An 18,144-nucleotide genomic window follows, 5' to 3' on the forward strand; every position below is an offset into this window, starting at 1 on the left:
CGTCGGGCTTTCCTTGCGCGTTGCCCCAAGGTCACCTGCGCGTCTTCATGCACTGCTACGGCACCCACGGCAGGTAACGTAAGGGTCGTGCAGTTAAGTCAAGCCTTCGTCAAGACCGCAGCCGGGTGGCTGCTCGGTCTGATGCTTGCTGCTGCCGGAGCCATCGTCTGCATCAACCTTGTGAGCTCCTCGGTCGCGAGTCCCCAGCAGCCTGTGCGCGAATACCTCGAGGCCCTGCAAAAGGGTGAAGGCGAGGAAGCCCTGGGGCTTCTGCGTGCCAAGGTACCCTCCGCCAATGCCGCCATGCTGGACGGCACAGCGCTGCAAACCGCGGCAGCCAGGATGTCCGACGTCAAAATCGGCAATCCTGAATCCAGGGGCAGCAACCGCATGGCCGTTCCCGTGGAATACACGCTGGACGGCAGCCGCCTGCGCACCGAGTTCCTGATGGAGCGAACCGGGACACAGTGGATGTTCTTCGGGAAATGGGCCTTCGTTCCCACCACACTGCCCACCATTGAAGTCACCGTGGTCAACGCCAGTGAGGTGGCCCTGAACGGTGTTCCAGTGAACATGCCCAACGGCCACAACACCTTCGCCGTTTTCTACCCCGGCAAGTACGAGGCCAGCCTCAACGGCACCTTCTTCGAAGCCCCAGCCACTTCCGTCCTGGTCTCCACGCGCGATGGCGGCTCCGCGCCCCTGAACCTGCAGACCCGGTCCACCAAGGCCATGAACGAGGCCGTCGCCGGGAAGGTGCGGGAGTTCCTGGACACCTGCGCCGCCCAAGCCACCGAGCAGCAGCGGCTGCAACCTGACTGCCCGTTCTACCACGCCAGCAACACCCGGGTAGTGGACGGCACCATCAAATGGGAGATCACGGAGTACCCCAAGATCACCATCGAACCCTTTGGCGGCAAGTGGGTGGTGGCACCCTTGAACGGCAAGGCCCGGCTGACGGCCCGCGAGATCAACCTGTTCACCGGTTACGGCCGGGACCTCAATGTGGAACACGACTTCAGCTTCACCACGCAACTGGACACCGACAACAACACGGTCACCGTCACGCCGCTGCTGACGTTCTAGGTTCCTGCGTTAACGGGCACGGCTTTAGCGGGCACGGCTTTAACGGGCACGGCTTAACGGGCACGGCCCGGATCTCGCTGGGAGAACCGGGCCGTCAACTGTGGAATTCTCAGTCCATGCCGCGCAGGTCGAGTACCAGCTCCGAATCCCCATCGGCCTGCAGGACCACGGGGATGCCCCAGTCCTGCTGGTATAAGTGGCAGGCTGCGTGGTCCGGAATTTCGCCGTCCTCCGTTTCGGGGCCATCACAGGCCGCAGCCCGCGCGGTGATGTGGAGGATGCCTTCGGGGACATCAGGGGACAGCTCCAAGGTCCGCAACAGTCCAACCGAAGTCCCGCCACCGGAGACCAGAAGTTCCGGAGGAGTGGACGAAATCTTGAGCTGGGTAGGATCTCCCCAGCGGTCATCAAGCTTCTGGCCCGTGGGGGCCTTGAAACGCACGGCCAGTTCGAGCGTGCCGGGCGTGACAGGGCTCTTGGGCCGGTGGGTTTGGGACGCGCCCTCGTCCACCTGCTGGGCTTCCTTGGGAATCGGTACGAGGACCAGCTGGTGCTTGTTCGATTCGACCACCACCAGCAGCGGATCCGTGTTGTCGTGATTGACCACAACAACATCGCTGGGCTCGGCCAGACCGCGGGCCAGCGTGGACACGGTCTTGGTCGCGGGGTCGTAGCGGCGCACAGCACCGTTGTACGTATCAGCGACCGCAACGGAACCATCCGGCAGCACAGTGACCCCCAAGGGGTGCTGCAGCCGGGCCTCGGAGGCATCGCCGTCCCGGAATCCGAAGTCAAACAGACCCTTGCCCACGGCCGTCTCCACCGTGACCCCGGAATCACCGACCACCAAGCGCCGCAATGACGACGTCTCGGAGTCAGCTACCCAAATGTTGTCATCGGCGTCAATGGCAAGCCCTGACGACTGCGCGAACCACGCTTCCTCGGCCACGCCATCCAACAGTCCCTCAAGTCCGGAGCCAGCAAGGATGGAAACCTCGCCTGCCACGGGGTCGAAGGCGAAGATCTGGTGTGTTCCGGCCATCGCGATCACCACACGCTGCAGCTTTTCGCTCCACACAACATCCCACGGCGAGGACAGGGAAACCCCGGTTCCCAACCCAAGAACCCCGACGTCGAGGGCGTCGGCAGCGAAGTCGGCCGGACCGCCGTCGTGATGTTCAGACCACGTGCCGGCACCGGAGTCCGTGACCCGGGCAGGGCCCGCATCGAGGAGCCGCTGCACGCCGTTGCCGGCTACAGTGCGGACCTCACCGGACGCAAGGGCCACGCCACGCAGCCGGTGGTTCACCGTATCGGCAACCACGGCGTCGTATCCAAGCCGGGCAGCGAGTTCAGCAGGCAGCAGCGCCACACCTTGGGGTTCGTTGAACCGGGCGGTTTCAGCGTCGCCGTCCTGGTAGCCCTTCGTGCCGGAACCGATGACGCGTTCCACAGTCTCCAGGTCGGGGCGAAGTTCCACCACCCGGTGGTGGCCGGAGTCGACCACGAGGTAGTTGCCGTTGGCCAGCTGGGTTGCCTTGCCCGGGAACCGGAGGGTGCCCGACGTCGGCTCCGGTGCCACGTACGGGCCGTTGCCACGGTGGAGCGTGCCCTTGGCGTCATGCTCTGCGACAAGTTCTTCCAGAAGGACAGCAAGGCCATCCGCGTGGCCCTCACCTGAGAGGTGGGCGACGATGTAGCCCTCGGGGTCCACCACCACCAACGTTGGCCAGGCCCGGGCGGTGTAGGCCTTCCACGTTGCGAGCTCGGGATCGTCCAACACAGGGTGGTGGATCTCGTAACGCTCGACGGCCGCAGCCAAGGCCTCCGGATCGGCCTCGTGCTCGAACTTGGGCGAATGGACGCCGACCGTCACCAGGACGTCTGAGTACTTCTCCTCGAGAGGACGAAGTTCGTCCAGGACGTGCAGGCAATTGATGCAGCAGAACGTCCAGAAATCCAGCAGCACGATCTTGCCGCGCAGGGCTTCCAGATCCAGTGATTTGCCGCCGGTATTGAGCCAGCCGCGGCCCTCAAGTTCGGATGCCCTGACCCGGAGTTGGGTGCGTACGGTTTCGCTCATCAGCGTCCTTCCAGCTTGGTGTTGCGTTCGATCTGCCCGGCGTCATTGTCCCCGTGCTCCTCGGCCGGTGCTCCCTGGGGTGCGGGGCGGGGAACCTTGCCAGTAGTCCCGGCTTGCTTGGCGTCGCGGTCGGCGAGCCGGGCGTCGCGGTCGGCGAGCCGGGCAAACATATCGTTGTAAGCGCTCAGCTCGGCGTCATTATTCCTGTCAGCCGCGCGGTCAACGCGGCGCGTCTCCCGTTCATCCGAGCGCGACCACATGATCGCCACCCCGATCGCCACCAACAGCGTGGGGACCTCACCGATGCCCCAGGCAATGGCACCACCGAGCTGCTGGTCGGCGATGGCCGAAGGACCCCAGGTCCGGCCAAGGTTCCCGAAGTAGTCCGCGGCGAGCAGACCGGTCCCGCCCATGATCGCGACACCGAAGAAAGCGTGGAAGCCCATGGTGGCGAGCAGGAGCAGGAGACGCATCGGATAGGGAGCCCGGCGCGGCAGCGGATCACTGCCGATCATGCCGAGCACAAAGATGTAACCCGTCAGGAGGAAGTGCAGGTTCATCAGCTCGTGGCCCACGTGCTCACGCATCGCCAGGCCGAAGAGGTCCGAGTAGTAGAACAACACAATGGAACCAGCAAAGTTGGCGGCCGCAAACAGCGGATGCGTGACCACCTGGGAGAACTTCGAATGCACGAACAGCAACAACCACTCACGCAAGCCCCTTGAGCCGTGCGCCCCTTCACCCCGGGACGGCAGCGCCCGCAAGGCAAGGGTCACAGGCGCGCCCAGTACAAGGAAGATTGGCGCCACCATGGTGAGGGCCATGTGGTCCACCATGTGGGCTGAAAAGAGCACCCGGCCATAGACAGCCGGGGGTCCCGAGGTGATGTAGGTCAGGACCAGCAGGCCGACCATCCAGGTAACCATCCGGAACCAGGACCAGGAATCGCCGCGCTTGCGGATCTTGATGATTCCCAGGATGTAGGTGACCGCGCCGAACAAGGCCACGCCGACCCACAGCCAGTCAAAGCGCCATTCGGTCAGCCAGCGCTGGGCTGTGAGTTCGGGAGGAACCTCATATCCTGACAGGATGAACGCCGGCGAAGCGTCAGGTGCGTACTCCGAGGGCTGCGGCGGGGCAGACCGGCCAAGGGCCACCGCCAGGCCGGAGGTGGCTCCCATGACCAGCAGCTCCACCAGGACCAGCTGCCAGAGCACACGGCGCGCTGACATTGACGCACTCCTGCCGAGCTGCGGAATGACCCACTGACGGTGCATGAAGCCGATCCCGCCAAGGACCAGCGTGGCGAGGGACTTCGCCAGGATCAGCTGACCATACGGCGAACCGAAGAGGTCGGCGGGGCTGGTGACCCGGATTGCGGCGTTGATGACTCCGGACGCGAAAACCAGGACAAACGCGAAGCCTGCCAGGGACGAGAAGCGCCTGAGCGTGGGCTCTGTGATGTCACCGGTTCCTGAGGTGCGGGAGCCCGTCAGAATTCCTGAGAGGACGGCCAGCATGATGATGCCGCCGACCCATGTGGAAACACCTGCCAAATGCAGGCCGAGGGAGTTGATGGCGCCTTCGTGGTCGCTGGAGCTGGAAGAGTGGCCGATCAGCGCAGTGGGTACCAGGCCGATCAATCCCAGGAGCAAAGTGAACGCGAGGCCGGTCAGGGACCTGACGCCGAAGAGGGCTGTTGTGACCACGGCAGCGATAATGGTGACCGCCAGCCAGGCTTTACCGGTCTCAATGTCAGTCATGAAGTAGACCAACGACCGCGTGAACTCAGCGTCTCCGGACAATCCCTGTCCCGCTACGTCAGCGTAGGTGAGCACGAGGACCGCCACAGCTGACAGCGTCCAGACAGCGCCCGCGGCTGCTGCCACTGCCAGTGCCCGGGCGAAAGCAGGGTGTTCCGGAGCTTCCTCGTCCTTTTCCCGGGAGCGGGAAACACGCAGGTTCTTAGGGAGGATTCCAACGGCAAAGATCAGGCCGCCGATGACGGTAGCAACAGAGACGTTGTGCAGGGCTTTGGCCACAGGCAGGCCCCAGCGGACCAGGGCGCCGGGATCGGCTACCTGCCGGGCGGCCGCAGCCCCGGAGAACAGGAGCGCTGCCACCAATGACACGATCAGCAGCGCGAGCCCTGCCAACTGCCAGGGAAGGGAAATCCCCGTGCCGGCATCGCCTCTCCGCGCTCCCGGCTTGGAAAGGGGCGAAGGGGCAGTTGCGGAGTTTCTTGCTGATGGCACCTATCCATTGTCCGTTACCAGCCGCCGGGCTGCGAATCGGCGGACAGTTGGGGAGGAACAGTCAAGGTCCTGCCTGCCTGTGGGCTGGCTGCCTGCAGGCGTCGGCCTGTGGGCTGGCTGCCTGCAGGGTCGGCCTGTGGGCTGGCTGCCTGCAGGGGTCGGCAAAAGCAAAGGGACGGCAACCCAACGGTTGCCGTCCCTTTGAGGCGTGTGCGCCGAAGAAGTTCTACTTCTTCTTGGCGACAGCTGCCTTCAGCTTGGAGCCTGCGGTCAGCTTTACGCTGTGGCCTGCTGCGATCTGGATGGTCTCGCCGGTCTGGGGGTTGCGGCCGGTGCGTGCTGCGCGGTCCGTGCGCTCAACTGCGAGCCAGCCCGGGATGGTGATCTTTTCGCCAGCGGCAACAGAAGTCTCGAAAACTTCGAACAGAGCATCGAGCACGGAGTTGACAGCAGCCTGGCTGGTGCCAGCCTTGCCTGCTACCTCTGCAACGAGTTCACTGCGGTTCTTAGCCATTTACGTCCTCCTGGACTCATACGTTTTTTGAGCTTTCACGCGGAGTGCGAGCAAGCCACTGCTCGAAAACTTACCAGCTTGGGCGTGCATGGCCAGCAAATTCCGCGTGTTTCCGCGCTTTTTTGACCAAAATCACCGGATTTCCGGGGTTTTTCGCGGCTTGGACGGCTATCGCGTACCCTACGGGCCTTCGACTGCCCGCAAGGTCAGAAGAGGATGCGCTGGTACAGCACGTGATCCTGCCACGTCCCGGCTATACAGAGATAGGCAGAAGCCACTCCTATCCGGTCGAAACCGTTGCGCTTCAGGACTCTTTGTGAGGCAACATTATGGAGCAAGGTGCCGGCCTGCACACGGTGAAGACCCAACTCATCACGGGCCATCGCCGCGACCGATGAAACAGCAGCCGAAGCTACACCGTTGCCGGTCTGGGCGTAGTCCACCCAGTAGCCGAGGTTCGCGCTGAGGAAGGGGCCTCTGACTATCCCGGTCAAGGTAGCCATGCCTATTGGCTTATCCTGCAGTGTGATCACCCAAGGCACCTCGGAACCGGCCTCGAACTGTTCCAGCTTGGATGCGAGGACAGCTTTCTGTCCGGTCAAGCTATAGAAGCTGGCATCCCTCCGCGGTTCCCAAGGCGACAGGTGTGCGGCATTCCTGGTGTACAGGTCTGCGAGGGCATGCGCATCCTCCAAGAGGACTGGCCTCATATGAAAAGCCCCCGGATGGCCTCCGCCATCCACCAAGTTCAACTCTCTGGAAAGATCCACTCCGAGAGCCTACCCTCAGCAGGTGGTTAATGTGGGAGACCCCCCAACGTGGTTGGGGGGTCTCGACCTGAATGGTTGTCCGGCGGTGTCCTACTCTCCCACACCCTCCCGGGTGCAGTACCATCGGCGCTGTGGGTCTTAGCTTCCGGGTTCGGAATGGGACCGGGCGTTTCCCCCACGCTATGACCGCCGTAACCTTGTTACCCGTCCCCCGGTTGTTGGTGGGGGTGGGAAGTTTGTGTGGTTACAACTGTGGTGTTGTTATTTGGTTGTGGTTGGTTTTCCTGAACGGGTTGTTGTTCGGGAACCACATAGTGGACGCGTGCATGCAAGTGTGTGGTGTTAGTTGTTGGCCTATTAGTACCGGTCAGCTTCACGAGTCTTTGGTCCTCGCTTCCACGTCCGGCCTATCAACCCAGTGGTCTGGCTGGGGGCCTCTCACACGCTAGGTGTGTGGAAATCTCATCTTGAAGCGAGCTTCCCGCTTAGATGCTTTCAGCGGTTATCCCATCCGAACGTAGCTAATCAGCGGTGCACTTGGCAGTACAACTGACACACCAGAGGTTCGTCCGTCCCGGTCCTCTCGTACTAAGGACAGCCCTTCTCAAATTTCCTGCGCGCGCAGCGGATAGGGACCGAACTGTCTCACGACGTTCTAAACCCAGCTCGCGTACCGCTTTAATGGGCGAACAGCCCAACCCTTGGGACCTACTCCAGCCCCAGGATGCGACGAGCCGACATCGAGGTGCCAAACCATGCCGTCGATATGGACTCTTGGGCAAGATCAGCCTGTTATCCCCGAGGTACCTTTTATCCGTTGAGCGACGGCCATTCCACAATGTACCGCCGGATCACTAGTCCCGACTTTCGTCCCTGCTTGAGATGTCTCTCTCACAGTCAAGCTCCCTTGTGCACTTACACTCGACACCTGATTGCCAACCAGGCTGAGGGAACCTTTGGGCGCCTCCGTTACTCTTTAGGAGGCAACCGCCCCAGTTAAACTACCCATCAGGCACTGTCCCTGACCCGGATCACGGGCCGAAGTTAGATGTCCAAAGTGACCAGAGTGGTATTTCAACGATGACTCCACCCGAACTGGCGTCCGGGCTTCAACGTCTCCCACCTATCCTACACAAGCCACTCCGAACACCAATACCAAACTATAGTAAAGGTCTCGGGGTCTTTCCGTCCTGCTGCGCGTAACGAGCATCTTTACTCGTACTGCAATTTCGCCGAGTTTATGGTTGAGACAGCGGGGAAGTCGTTACTCCATTCGTGCAGGTCGGAACTTACCCGACAAGGAATTTCGCTACCTTAGGATGGTTATAGTTACCACCGCCGTTTACTGGGGCTTAAATTCTCAGCTTCGCCACGCGAGGTGGCTAACCGGTCCTCTTAACCTTCCAGCACCGGGCAGGAGTCAGTCCGTATACATCGTCTTGCGACTTCGCACGGACCTGTGTTTTTAGTAAACAGTCGCTTCCCCCTGGTCTCTGCGGCCCACACCCGCTCCACAACGCAAGGTCGTTTCACGGGGCAGGCCCCCCTTCTCCCGAAGTTACGGGGGCATTTTGCCGAGTTCCTTAACCATAATTCTCTCGATCGCCTTGGTATTCTCTACCTGATCACCTGTGTCGGTTTGGGGTACGGGCAGCTAAAACCTCGCGTCGATGCTTTTCTAGGCAGCATAGGATCACCGGATCCCCCCGAACGGGGGTCCCATCAGATCTCAGGAGCGTGCTCGAAGCACACAGGAACGGATTTGCCTATCCCTGACCCTACATCCTTGGACCGGGGCTACCATCGCCCGGCCCGGCTACCTTCCTGCGTCACACCTGTTAATACGCTTACCTCCCGGGATCAGGTCCCAGCCACCACCACAACCATCACACCACAAGTGGTGATCCGGCCAGGTGGGGGGTGGTTAGTATCCCCCGCTCAGTATTGGCGGTTTTTCGCCGGTACGGGAATATCAACCCGTTGTCCATCGACTACGCCTGTCGGCCTCGCCTTAGGTCCCGACTTACCCAGGGCAGATTAGCTTGACCCTGGAACCCTTGATCATTCGGCGGACGGGTTTCCCACCCGTCTTTCGCTACTCATGCCTGCATTCTCACTCGTGTAGGCTCCACCGCTGGTTTCCACCGCGACTTCACCGCCCACACGACGCTCCCCTACCCATCCACACCCCTGAACCACGAAGGCTCGGGTAATGCGTGAATGCCACAACTTCGGCGGTGTACTTGAGCCCCGCTACATTGTCGGCGCGGAATCACTTGACCAGTGAGCTATTACGCACTCTTTCAAGGATGGCTGCTTCTAAGCCAACCTCCTGGTTGTCTAAGCAACTCCACATCCTTTCCCACTTAGCACACGCTTAGGGGCCTTAGTTGGTGGTCTGGGCTGTTTCCCTCTCGACTATGAAGCTTATCCCCCACAGTCTCACTGCTGCGCTCTGACTTACCGGCATTCGGAGTTTGGCTGACGTCAGTAACCTTGTAGGGCCCATCGGCCATCCAGTAGCTCTACCTCCGGCAAGAAACACGCAACGCTGCACCTAAATGCATTTCGGGGAGAACCAGCTATCACGGAGTTTGATTGGCCTTTCACCCCTACCCACAGCTCATCCCCTCCATTTTCAACTGAAGTGGGTTCGGTCCTCCACGACGTCTTACCGTCGCTTCAACCTGGCCATGGGTAGATCACTCCGCTTCGGGTCTAGATCACGCCACTCAAACGCCCTGTTCAGACTCGCTTTCGCTACGGCTGCCCCACACGGGTTAACCTCGCGACGTAACACTAACTCGCAGGCTCATTCTTCAAAAGGCACGCCATCACAACAACAAGGCTGCTCTGACGGATTGTAAGCACACGGTTTCAGGTACTGTTTCACTCCCCTCCCGGGGTACTTTTCACCTTTCCCTCACGGTACTGGTCCGCTATCGGTCATCAGGAAGTATTTAGGCTTATCAGGTGGTCCTGACAGATTCACACGGGATTTCTCGGGCCCCGTGCTACTTGGGATCCTCACCAAAGGCGGTGCACAACATTACGGTTACGGGACTCACACCCTCTCTGGCCGGCCTTTCAAGACCGTTCACCTATACCTGCACTCTCACCCCACCGGTCCGGCAGAACCAGTACAGCAAGTCCCACAACCCCGCCCACGCAACGCCCGCCGGCTATCACACATGGGTCGGTTTAGCCTCATCCGCGTTCGCTCGCCACTACTAACGGAATCACTCTTGTTTTCTCTTCCTACGGGTACTGAGATGTTTCACTTCCCCGCGTTCCCCCCACGCACCCTATGAGTTCAGGTACGGGTCACACAATCACCTCACAGCGTTATGCGGGGTTTCCCCATTCGGACATCCTGGGATCACCGCTCGGTTATCAACTCCCCCAGGCTTATCGCAGATTCCTACGTCCTTCTTCGGCTCCTGATGCCAAGGCATCCACCGTGCGCCCTTAAAAACTAGACCACACACACCAAACCCCACCAAGGGGCCTGGCTGATGCTTGAATCCATTCGAGAGAACCACAGGAAAACCACCACCCACCCAACAGGCAGGCAGCAGTCCCAGGTTCTAAATCAAAGAAATTGCTACGAACACACACACCCAACAGGTGCATGCGTCCAGATGCTCGCGTCCACTATGTAGTTCTCAAACAACAACCCCAACAACCACCCCCACCACACAACCCCACAAAAAAGAGGGGCACCCGTGTGACAAGGAAACGGCCGCAGGAAAACAAAGAAACACCAGAAACGTGTCTCCCCGCAAAAAGCTGCGTGAAGGTCCTGTTGCCTCAGGACCCAACAGTGCGCCAAACACAACCCCCACCACCAACACCCCGGCACCTTCCAAACAACCCCACCACAAAAGGGCAGGACCGCCGTACTAACACCAGAACACCAGCAGCAAAAACCATGCCACCACAAAAAATGATTCGTTGATATTCCACCCATGAGCACCCACCGCAGAACATCCGCCTGCGCAATGGGCAACACTGACAACCACCAACACCCCCTACAGGGGCACCGGCAAGTTGTTAGCAGCTCCTTAGAAAGGAGGTGATCCAGCCGCACCTTCCGGTACGGCTACCTTGTTACGACTTAGTCCCAATCGCCGGTCCCACCTTCGACGGCTCCCCCCACAAGGGTTAGGCCACCGGCTTCGGGTGTTACCAACTTTCGTGACTTGACGGGCGGTGTGTACAAGGCCCGGGAACGTATTCACCGCAGCGTTGCTGATCTGCGATTACTAGCGACTCCGACTTCATGGGGTCGAGTTGCAGACCCCAATCCGAACTGAGACCGGCTTTTTGGGATTAGCTCCACCTCACAGTATCGCAACCCTTTGTACCGGCCATTGTAGCATGCGTGAAGCCCAAGACATAAGGGGCATGATGATTTGACGTCGTCCCCACCTTCCTCCGAGTTGACCCCGGCAGTCTCCTATGAGTCCCCGGCCGAACCGCTGGCAACATAGAACGAGGGTTGCGCTCGTTGCGGGACTTAACCCAACATCTCACGACACGAGCTGACGACAACCATGCACCACCTGTAAACCGGCCGCAAGCGGGGCACCTGTCTCCAGGTCTTTCCGGTCCATGTCAAGCCTTGGTAAGGTTCTTCGCGTTGCATCGAATTAATCCGCATGCTCCGCCGCTTGTGCGGGCCCCCGTCAATTCCTTTGAGTTTTAGCCTTGCGGCCGTACTCCCCAGGCGGGGCACTTAATGCGTTAGCTACGGCGCGGAAAACGTGGAATGTCCCCCACACCTAGTGCCCAACGTTTACGGCATGGACTACCAGGGTATCTAATCCTGTTCGCTCCCCATGCTTTCGCTCCTCAGCGTCAGTTACAGCCCAGAGACCTGCCTTCGCCATCGGTGTTCCTCCTGATATCTGCGCATTTCACCGCTACACCAGGAATTCCAGTCTCCCCTACTGCACTCTAGTCTGCCCGTACCCACTGCAGAACCGGAGTTGAGCCCCGGTCTTTCACAGCAGACGCGACAAACCGCCTACGAGCTCTTTACGCCCAATAATTCCGGATAACGCTTGCGCCCTACGTATTACCGCGGCTGCTGGCACGTAGTTAGCCGGCGCTTCTTCTGCAAGTACCGTCACCCCGAAAGGCTTCTTCCCTACTGAAAGAGGTTTACAACCCGAAGGCCGTCATCCCTCACGCGGCGTCGCTGCATCAGGCTTGCGCCCATTGTGCAATATTCCCCACTGCTGCCTCCCGTAGGAGTCTGGGCCGTGTCTCAGTCCCAGTGTGGCCGGTCACCCTCTCAGGCCGGCTACCCGTCGTCGCCTTGGTAGGCCATTACCCCACCAACAAGCTGATAGGCCGCGAGTCCATCCAAAACCACAAAAGCTTTCCACCACCATGACATGCGCCAGATGGTCATATCCGGTATTAGACCCAGTTTCCCAGGCTTATCCCAGAGTCAAGGGCAGGTTACTCACGTGTTACTCACCCGTTCGCCACTAATCCCCCCAGCAAGCTGGAGATCATCGTTCGACTTGCATGTGTTAAGCACGCCGCCAGCGTTCATCCTGAGCCAGGATCAAACTCTCCGTCAAAGTAAAACAAAAACGAAAACACAACAACCCCCACCGGAAAAAGACAGGAGAAGCCATGCAAAAATCTGAAACCAGCTGAAAACCAAACCACCACACACGGGGGTGCACGGCGGCCCGGCAAAATCCAACCAATCAAAAAACAATCGGTATCAACAAACTTGGCACACTATTGAGTTCTCAAACAACAGACCCTCCAAAACATAACCCCGAAGCGCACCACACAAAGCAGCACACCCACCAAGGGCCATTGGAAAAGAAGAGTTATTTATCCGCCGCCTCCCGGCCCGTACACACCTTCCGGCTTTCCGTTCCGCTCCCGGCGACTCAGAAAACAATACACGCCCCCAACCCCCAACGCAAATCCACCCGGCAACCACCCCAAAACCCCTAAAACACGCACTAAGACCAACACCGTCCTGCGGTCCCCACCCCAACGCCAGCACAACAATCAACGTGAACCCCACCACATCCCCGGGAAGGGAAGAGCCTGCTGGAGGTGTGGGATCCGGCGATCCAGAGGAGCTTCATCAAAGGAGATGCGCGTGCGTGTAGTCACGCCAAAGCGGTCGGTTCACCCGGCTGGGTGAAGTCGTTGACCAGAAGTCGCTTGCGGGAGCGGTTGGTCCCCCGGACCAGGAGAAGCGGCGTAGGCCTGGTGAATCAGGTGGCCGGGCAATTACAGCTCCGTCGAAACCGTCTCGCGGCCGGGATCTCCGTGCAGCACTCAACCGCCTCACAGCGGAAAGTCGCGACCAGACCGGCTGAACCCTCCTACCGGCCCGACTGTCGGCGACGGCCGACGCGTTAGCCATTGTGAGGGCTGCGAAATTCAGCGGTCGTCGCAACATTTTAGGGCTCGGTCGAAGGTGAGAGCAGTCCAGTCAGGCGCTCGGAAGGGGCTCTGCCTCTGGGAATCTCACGTGGTCGCTGATTGAGCTCGACTGCGAACACAGCCAAGTGTTCGTGAGTGTGGACGCCCTGATCTGTTCCTTTCGGAACGTACTGCCGCAGCTAACCATTAGTGTTTCGTTAGATCCGGGTTGCCATGGACTCGCAAAGTCGCAGGAGTACACAGGCGTGGGTGTTTGCCACGTGAACTCGTGGTGGCAGGCCGTCTCAATGCCTTGATCCCAGTCGGAGAGCGATCCAGGTGGGCTGGAAGAGGTGTCAGTGCTTCGACCAGTGGAACTCGCAGATTCTAGCTCCGCGGTTACACCCGCCAGGTGTACGAGGGTTCAACCAGAGTCCCGATGACGGAGCGCCCTCTCTCTAGTGACTAAGTCCCTTCCTTAGCCCCGACACCAAACTGCCGATCGCTTCTGCAAGGCCGGTCTCGAATCATGACCATGCCCGAAGGGCCTGCATCGATTTTCCTTCCGACGACGCCGCCGGCGACCGGCCCATCCGGTGCGAACAGAAGCGCCCATCCGGTGCGAACAGAAGCGGCAGGATCCGCGGCCAGGTCCGATCTTCCCGGCCCGTAGAGGGCTTGATGGACGGTCCTGGGACAACGTATTACGGGTAGTTCTCCAGGGACAACGGCACGCCGGCAGCTACTGACCTGCCGGGGACTCCAGCGCTGTTCAGATGTCCTGCACGAACTGCTGCAGCAACGCTAGCCCTAATAGGGCACCGGAGAAGCTTGTTGGTGAGTTGTCGGTGTTCTTCTCGGGGTAGCGGCTACCCGATCAGGTCGCGTTTGTGCGCGTTCCGGGCGCTGGGAACGGCCTGGTCTGCGATCTGGTTTGGGGGTTAAGTGGGTTTAGCCCCGACCGTCCTTGGTCGGGGTTTCTGTGTGGGTGTTTGGGTGGTTAATGTGGGAGACCCCCCAACGTGGTTGGGGGGTCTCGACCTGAATGGTTGTCCGGCGGTGTCCTACTCTCCCACACCCTCCCGGGTGCAGTACCATCGGCGCTGTGGGTCTTAGCTTCCGGGTTCGGAATGGGACCGGGCGTTTCCCCCACGCTATGACCGCCGTAACCTTGTTACCCGTCCCCCCGGTTGTTGGTGGGGGTGGGAAGTTTGTGTGGTTACAACTGTGGTGTTGTTATTTGGTTGTGGTTGGTTTTCCTGAACGGGTTGTTGTTCGGGAACCACATAGTGGACGCGTGCATGCAAGTGTGTGGTGTTAGTTGTTGGCCTATTAGTACCGGTCAGCTTCACGAGTCTTTGGTCCTCGCTTCCACGTCCGGCCTATCAACCCAGTGGTCTGGCTGGGGGCCTCTCACACGCTAGGTGTGTGGAAATCTCATCTTGAAGCGAGCTTCCCGCTTAGATGCTTTCAGCGGTTATCCCATCCGAACGTAGCTAATCAGCGGTGCACTTGGCAGTACAACTGACACACCAGAGGTTCGTCCGTCCCGGTCCTCTCGTACTAAGGACAGCCCTTCTCAAATTTCCTGCGCGCGCAGCGGATAGGGACCGAACTGTCTCACGACGTTCTAAACCCAGCTCGCGTACCGCTTTAATGGGCGAACAGCCCAACCCTTGGGACCTACTCCAGCCCCAGGATGCGACGAGCCGACATCGAGGTGCCAAACCATGCCGTCGATATGGACTCTTGGGCAAGATCAGCCTGTTATCCCCGAGGTACCTTTTATCCGTTGAGCGACGGCCATTCCACAATGTACCGCCGGATCACTAGTCCCGACTTTCGTCCCTGCTTGAGATGTCTCTCTCACAGTCAAGCTCCCTTGTGCACTTACACTCGACACCTGATTGCCAACCAGGCTGAGGGAACCTTTGGGCGCCTCCGTTACTCTTTAGGAGGCAACCGCCCCAGTTAAACTACCCATCAGGCACTGTCCCTGACCCGGATCACGGGCCGAAGTTAGATGTCCAAAGTGACCAGAGTGGTATTTCAACGATGACTCCACCCGAACTGGCGTCCGGGCTTCAACGTCTCCCACCTATCCTACACAAGCCACTCCGAACACCAATACCAAACTATAGTAAAGGTCTCGGGGTCTTTCCGTCCTGCTGCGCGTAACGAGCATCTTTACTCGTACTGCAATTTCGCCGAGTTTATGGTTGAGACAGCGGGGAAGTCGTTACTCCATTCGTGCAGGTCGGAACTTACCCGACAAGGAATTTCGCTACCTTAGGATGGTTATAGTTACCACCGCCGTTTACTGGGGCTTAAATTCTCAGCTTCGCCACGCGAGGTGGCTAACCGGTCCTCTTAACCTTCCAGCACCGGGCAGGAGTCAGTCCGTATACATCGTCTTGCGACTTCGCACGGACCTGTGTTTTTAGTAAACAGTCGCTTCCCCCTGGTCTCTGCGGCCCACACCCGCTCCACAACGCAAGGTCGTTTCACGGGGCAGGCCCCCCTTCTCCCGAAGTTACGGGGGCATTTTGCCGAGTTCCTTAACCATAATTCTCTCGATCGCCTTGGTATTCTCTACCTGATCACCTGTGTCGGTTTGGGGTACGGGCAGCTAAAACCTCGCGTCGATGCTTTTCTAGGCAGCATAGGATCACCGGATCCCCCCGAACGGGGGTCCCATCAGATCTCAGGAGCGTGCTCGAAGCACACAGGAACGGATTTGCCTATCCCTGACCCTACATCCTTGGACCGGGGCTACCATCGCCCGGCCCGGCTACCTTCCTGCGTCACACCTGTTAATACGCTTACCTCCCGGGATCAGGTCCCAGCCACCACCACAACCATCACACCACAAGTGGTGATCCGGCCAGGTGGGGGGTGGTTAGTATCCCCCGCTCAGTATTGGCGGTTTTTCGCCGGTACGGGAATATCAACCCGTTGTCCATCGACTACGCCTGTCGGCCTCGCCTTAGGTCCCGACTTACCCAGGGCAGATTAGCTTGACCCTGGAACCCTTGATCATTCGGCGGACGGGTTTCCCACCCGTCTTTCGCTACTCATGCCTGCATTCTCACTCGTGTAGGCTCCACCGCTGGTTTCCACCGCGACTTCACCGCCCACACGACGCTCCCCTACCCATCCACACCCCTGAACCACGAAGGCTCGGGTAATGCGTGAATGCCACAACTTCGGCGGTGTACTTGAGCCCCGCTACATTGTCGGCGCGGAATCACTTGACCAGTGAGCTATTACGCACTCTTTCAAGGATGGCTGCTTCTAAGCCAACCTCCTGGTTGTCTAAGCAACTCCACATCCTTTCCCACTTAGCACACGCTTAGGGGCCTTAGTTGGTGGTCTGGGCTGTTTCCCTCTCGACTATGAAGCTTATCCCCCACAGTCTCACTGCTGCGCTCTGACTTACCGGCATTCGGAGTTTGGCTGACGTCAGTAACCTTGTAGGGCCCATCGGCCATCCAGTAGCTCTACCTCCGGCAAGAAACACGCAACGCTGCACCTAAATGCATTTCGGGGAGAACCAGCTATCACGGAGTTTGATTGGCCTTTCACCCCTACCCACAGCTCATCCCCTCCATTTTCAACTGAAGTGGGTTCGGTCCTCCACGACGTCTTACCGTCGCTTCAACCTGGCCATGGGTAGATCACTCCGCTTCGGGTCTAGATCACGCCACTCAAACGCCCTGTTCAGACTCGCTTTCGCTACGGCTGCCCCACACGGGTTAACCTCGCGACGTAACACTAACTCGCAGGCTCATTCTTCAAAAGGCACGCCATCACAACAACAAGGCTGCTCTGACGGATTGTAAGCACACGGTTTCAGGTACTGTTTCACTCCCCTCCCGGGGTACTTTTCACCTTTCCCTCACGGTACTGGTCCGCTATCGGTCATCAGGAAGTATTTAGGCTTATCAGGTGGTCCTGACAGATTCACACGGGATTTCTCGGGCCCCGTGCTACTTGGGATCCTCACCAAAGGCGGTGCACAACATTACGGTTACGGGACTCACACCCTCTCTGGCCGGCCTTTCAAGACCGTTCACCTATACCTGCACTCTCACCCCACCGGTCCGGCAGAACCAGTACAGCAAGTCCCACAACCCCGCCCACGCAACGCCCGCCGGCTATCACACATGGGTCGGTTTAGCCTCATCCGCGTTCGCTCGCCACTACTAACGGAATCACTCTTGTTTTCTCTTCCTACGGGTACTGAGATGTTTCACTTCCCCGCGTTCCCCCCACGCACCCTATGAGTTCAGGTACGGGTCACACAATCACCTCACAGCGTTATGCGGGGTTTCCCCATTCGGACATCCTGGGATCACCGCTCGGTTATCAACTCCCCCAGGCTTATCGCAGATTCCTACGTCCTTCTTCGGCTCCTGATGCCAAGGCATCCACCGTGCGCCCTTAAAAACTAGACCACACACACCAAACCCCACCAAGGGGCCTGGCTGATGCTTGAATCCATTCGAGAGAACCACAGGAAAACCACCACCCACCCAACAGGCAGGCAGCAGTCCCAGGTTCTAAATCAAAGAAATTGCTACGAACACACACACCCAACAGGTGCATGCGTCCAGATGCTCGCGTCCACTATGTAGTTCTCAAACAACAACCCCAACAACCACCCCCACCACACAACCCCACAAAAAAGAGGGGTACCCGTGTGACAAGGAAACGGCCGCAGGAAAACAAAGAAACACCAGAAACGTGTCTCCCCGCAAAAAGCTGCGTGAAGGTCCTGTTGCCTCAGGACCCAACAGTGCGCCAAACACAACCCCCACCACCAACACCCCGGCACCTTCCAAACAACCCCACCACAAAAGGGCAGGACCGCCGTACTAACACCAGAACACCAGCAGCAAAAACCATGCCACCACAAAAAATGATTCGTTGATATTCCACCCATGAGCACCCACCGCAGAACATCCGCCTGCGCAATGGGCAACACTGACAACCACCAACACCCCCTACAGGGGCACCGGCAAGTTGTTA

At 59.2% G+C, this 18,144-nt stretch carries 5 protein-coding genes and 5 rRNA genes; 1 reads left to right on the top strand and 9 read right to left on the bottom strand.

Annotation, left to right across the window (positions count from 1 at the left end):
• Positions 1-87 precede the first annotated feature (87 nt).
• A complete protein-coding gene (locus ACUYMZ_RS18905) occupies positions 88-1,086 on the top strand; it encodes a ubiquitin family protein (protein WP_426004489.1) in 999 nt (332 codons plus the stop codon).
• Positions 1,087-1,195: 109 nt separating this feature from the next.
• Here ACUYMZ_RS18905 and ACUYMZ_RS18910 read toward each other — a convergent pair whose 3' ends face one another.
• The 9 genes from ACUYMZ_RS18910 to ACUYMZ_RS18950 form a co-directional block, all read right to left on the bottom strand.
• Positions 1,196-3,169: an NHL domain-containing thioredoxin family protein gene (locus ACUYMZ_RS18910; protein WP_442425046.1), complete on the bottom strand. Its 1,974-nt coding sequence runs from the start codon at positions 3,167-3,169 to the stop codon at positions 1,196-1,198.
• Entirely contained in the window at positions 3,169-5,424 is a 2,256-nt protein-coding gene (locus ACUYMZ_RS18915; RefSeq protein ID WP_481605269.1) for a bifunctional copper resistance protein CopD/cytochrome c oxidase assembly protein, read from the bottom strand. Before ACUYMZ_RS18915 ends, ACUYMZ_RS18910 begins: the two co-directional genes overlap by 1 nt.
• Before the next feature lie 226 nt (positions 5,425-5,650).
• Complete coding sequence (locus tag ACUYMZ_RS18920; protein ID WP_011776355.1) at positions 5,651-5,938, bottom strand: HU family DNA-binding protein; 288 nt, start codon at positions 5,936-5,938, stop codon at positions 5,651-5,653.
• 206 nt (positions 5,939-6,144) lie between these two features.
• Positions 6,145-6,648: a GNAT family N-acetyltransferase gene (locus ACUYMZ_RS18925; protein ID WP_426004492.1), complete on the bottom strand. Its 504-nt coding sequence runs from the start codon at positions 6,646-6,648 to the stop codon at positions 6,145-6,147.
• Positions 6,649-6,785: 137 nt separating this feature from the next.
• Positions 6,786-6,902, bottom strand: a 5S ribosomal RNA gene (gene rrf, locus ACUYMZ_RS18930).
• Between the two features lie 142 nt (positions 6,903-7,044).
• Positions 7,045-10,190: ribosomal RNA gene (locus tag ACUYMZ_RS18935) — 23S ribosomal RNA — on the bottom strand.
• A gap of 586 nt (positions 10,191-10,776) precedes the next feature.
• Positions 10,777-12,302, bottom strand: a 16S ribosomal RNA gene (locus ACUYMZ_RS18940).
• Positions 12,303-14,164: 1,862 nt separating this feature from the next.
• Positions 14,165-14,281: ribosomal RNA gene (rrf, locus tag ACUYMZ_RS18945) — 5S ribosomal RNA — on the bottom strand.
• A 143-nt stretch (positions 14,282-14,424) separates the two neighbouring features.
• Positions 14,425-17,570, bottom strand: a 23S ribosomal RNA gene (locus ACUYMZ_RS18950).
• The 16S, 23S and 5S rRNA genes sit together here, the layout of an rRNA operon.
• Positions 17,571-18,144 lie beyond the last annotated feature (574 nt).

This window comes from Arthrobacter sp. T572, from assembly GCF_056780115.1.

What these genes read in the sequence shown, in the direction of transcription:
- ACUYMZ_RS18910 (WP_442425046.1), bottom strand. Translation starts at nt 3,169, where the DNA reads ATGAGCGAAACCGTACGCACCCAACTCCGGGTCAGGGCATCCGAACTT.
- ACUYMZ_RS18920 (WP_011776355.1), bottom strand. Translation starts at nt 5,938, where the DNA reads ATGGCTAAGAACCGCAGTGAACTCGTTGCAGAGGTAGCAGGCAAGGCT.
- ACUYMZ_RS18925 (WP_426004492.1), bottom strand. Translation starts at nt 6,648, where the DNA reads ATGAGGCCAGTCCTCTTGGAGGATGCGCATGCCCTCGCAGACCTGTAC.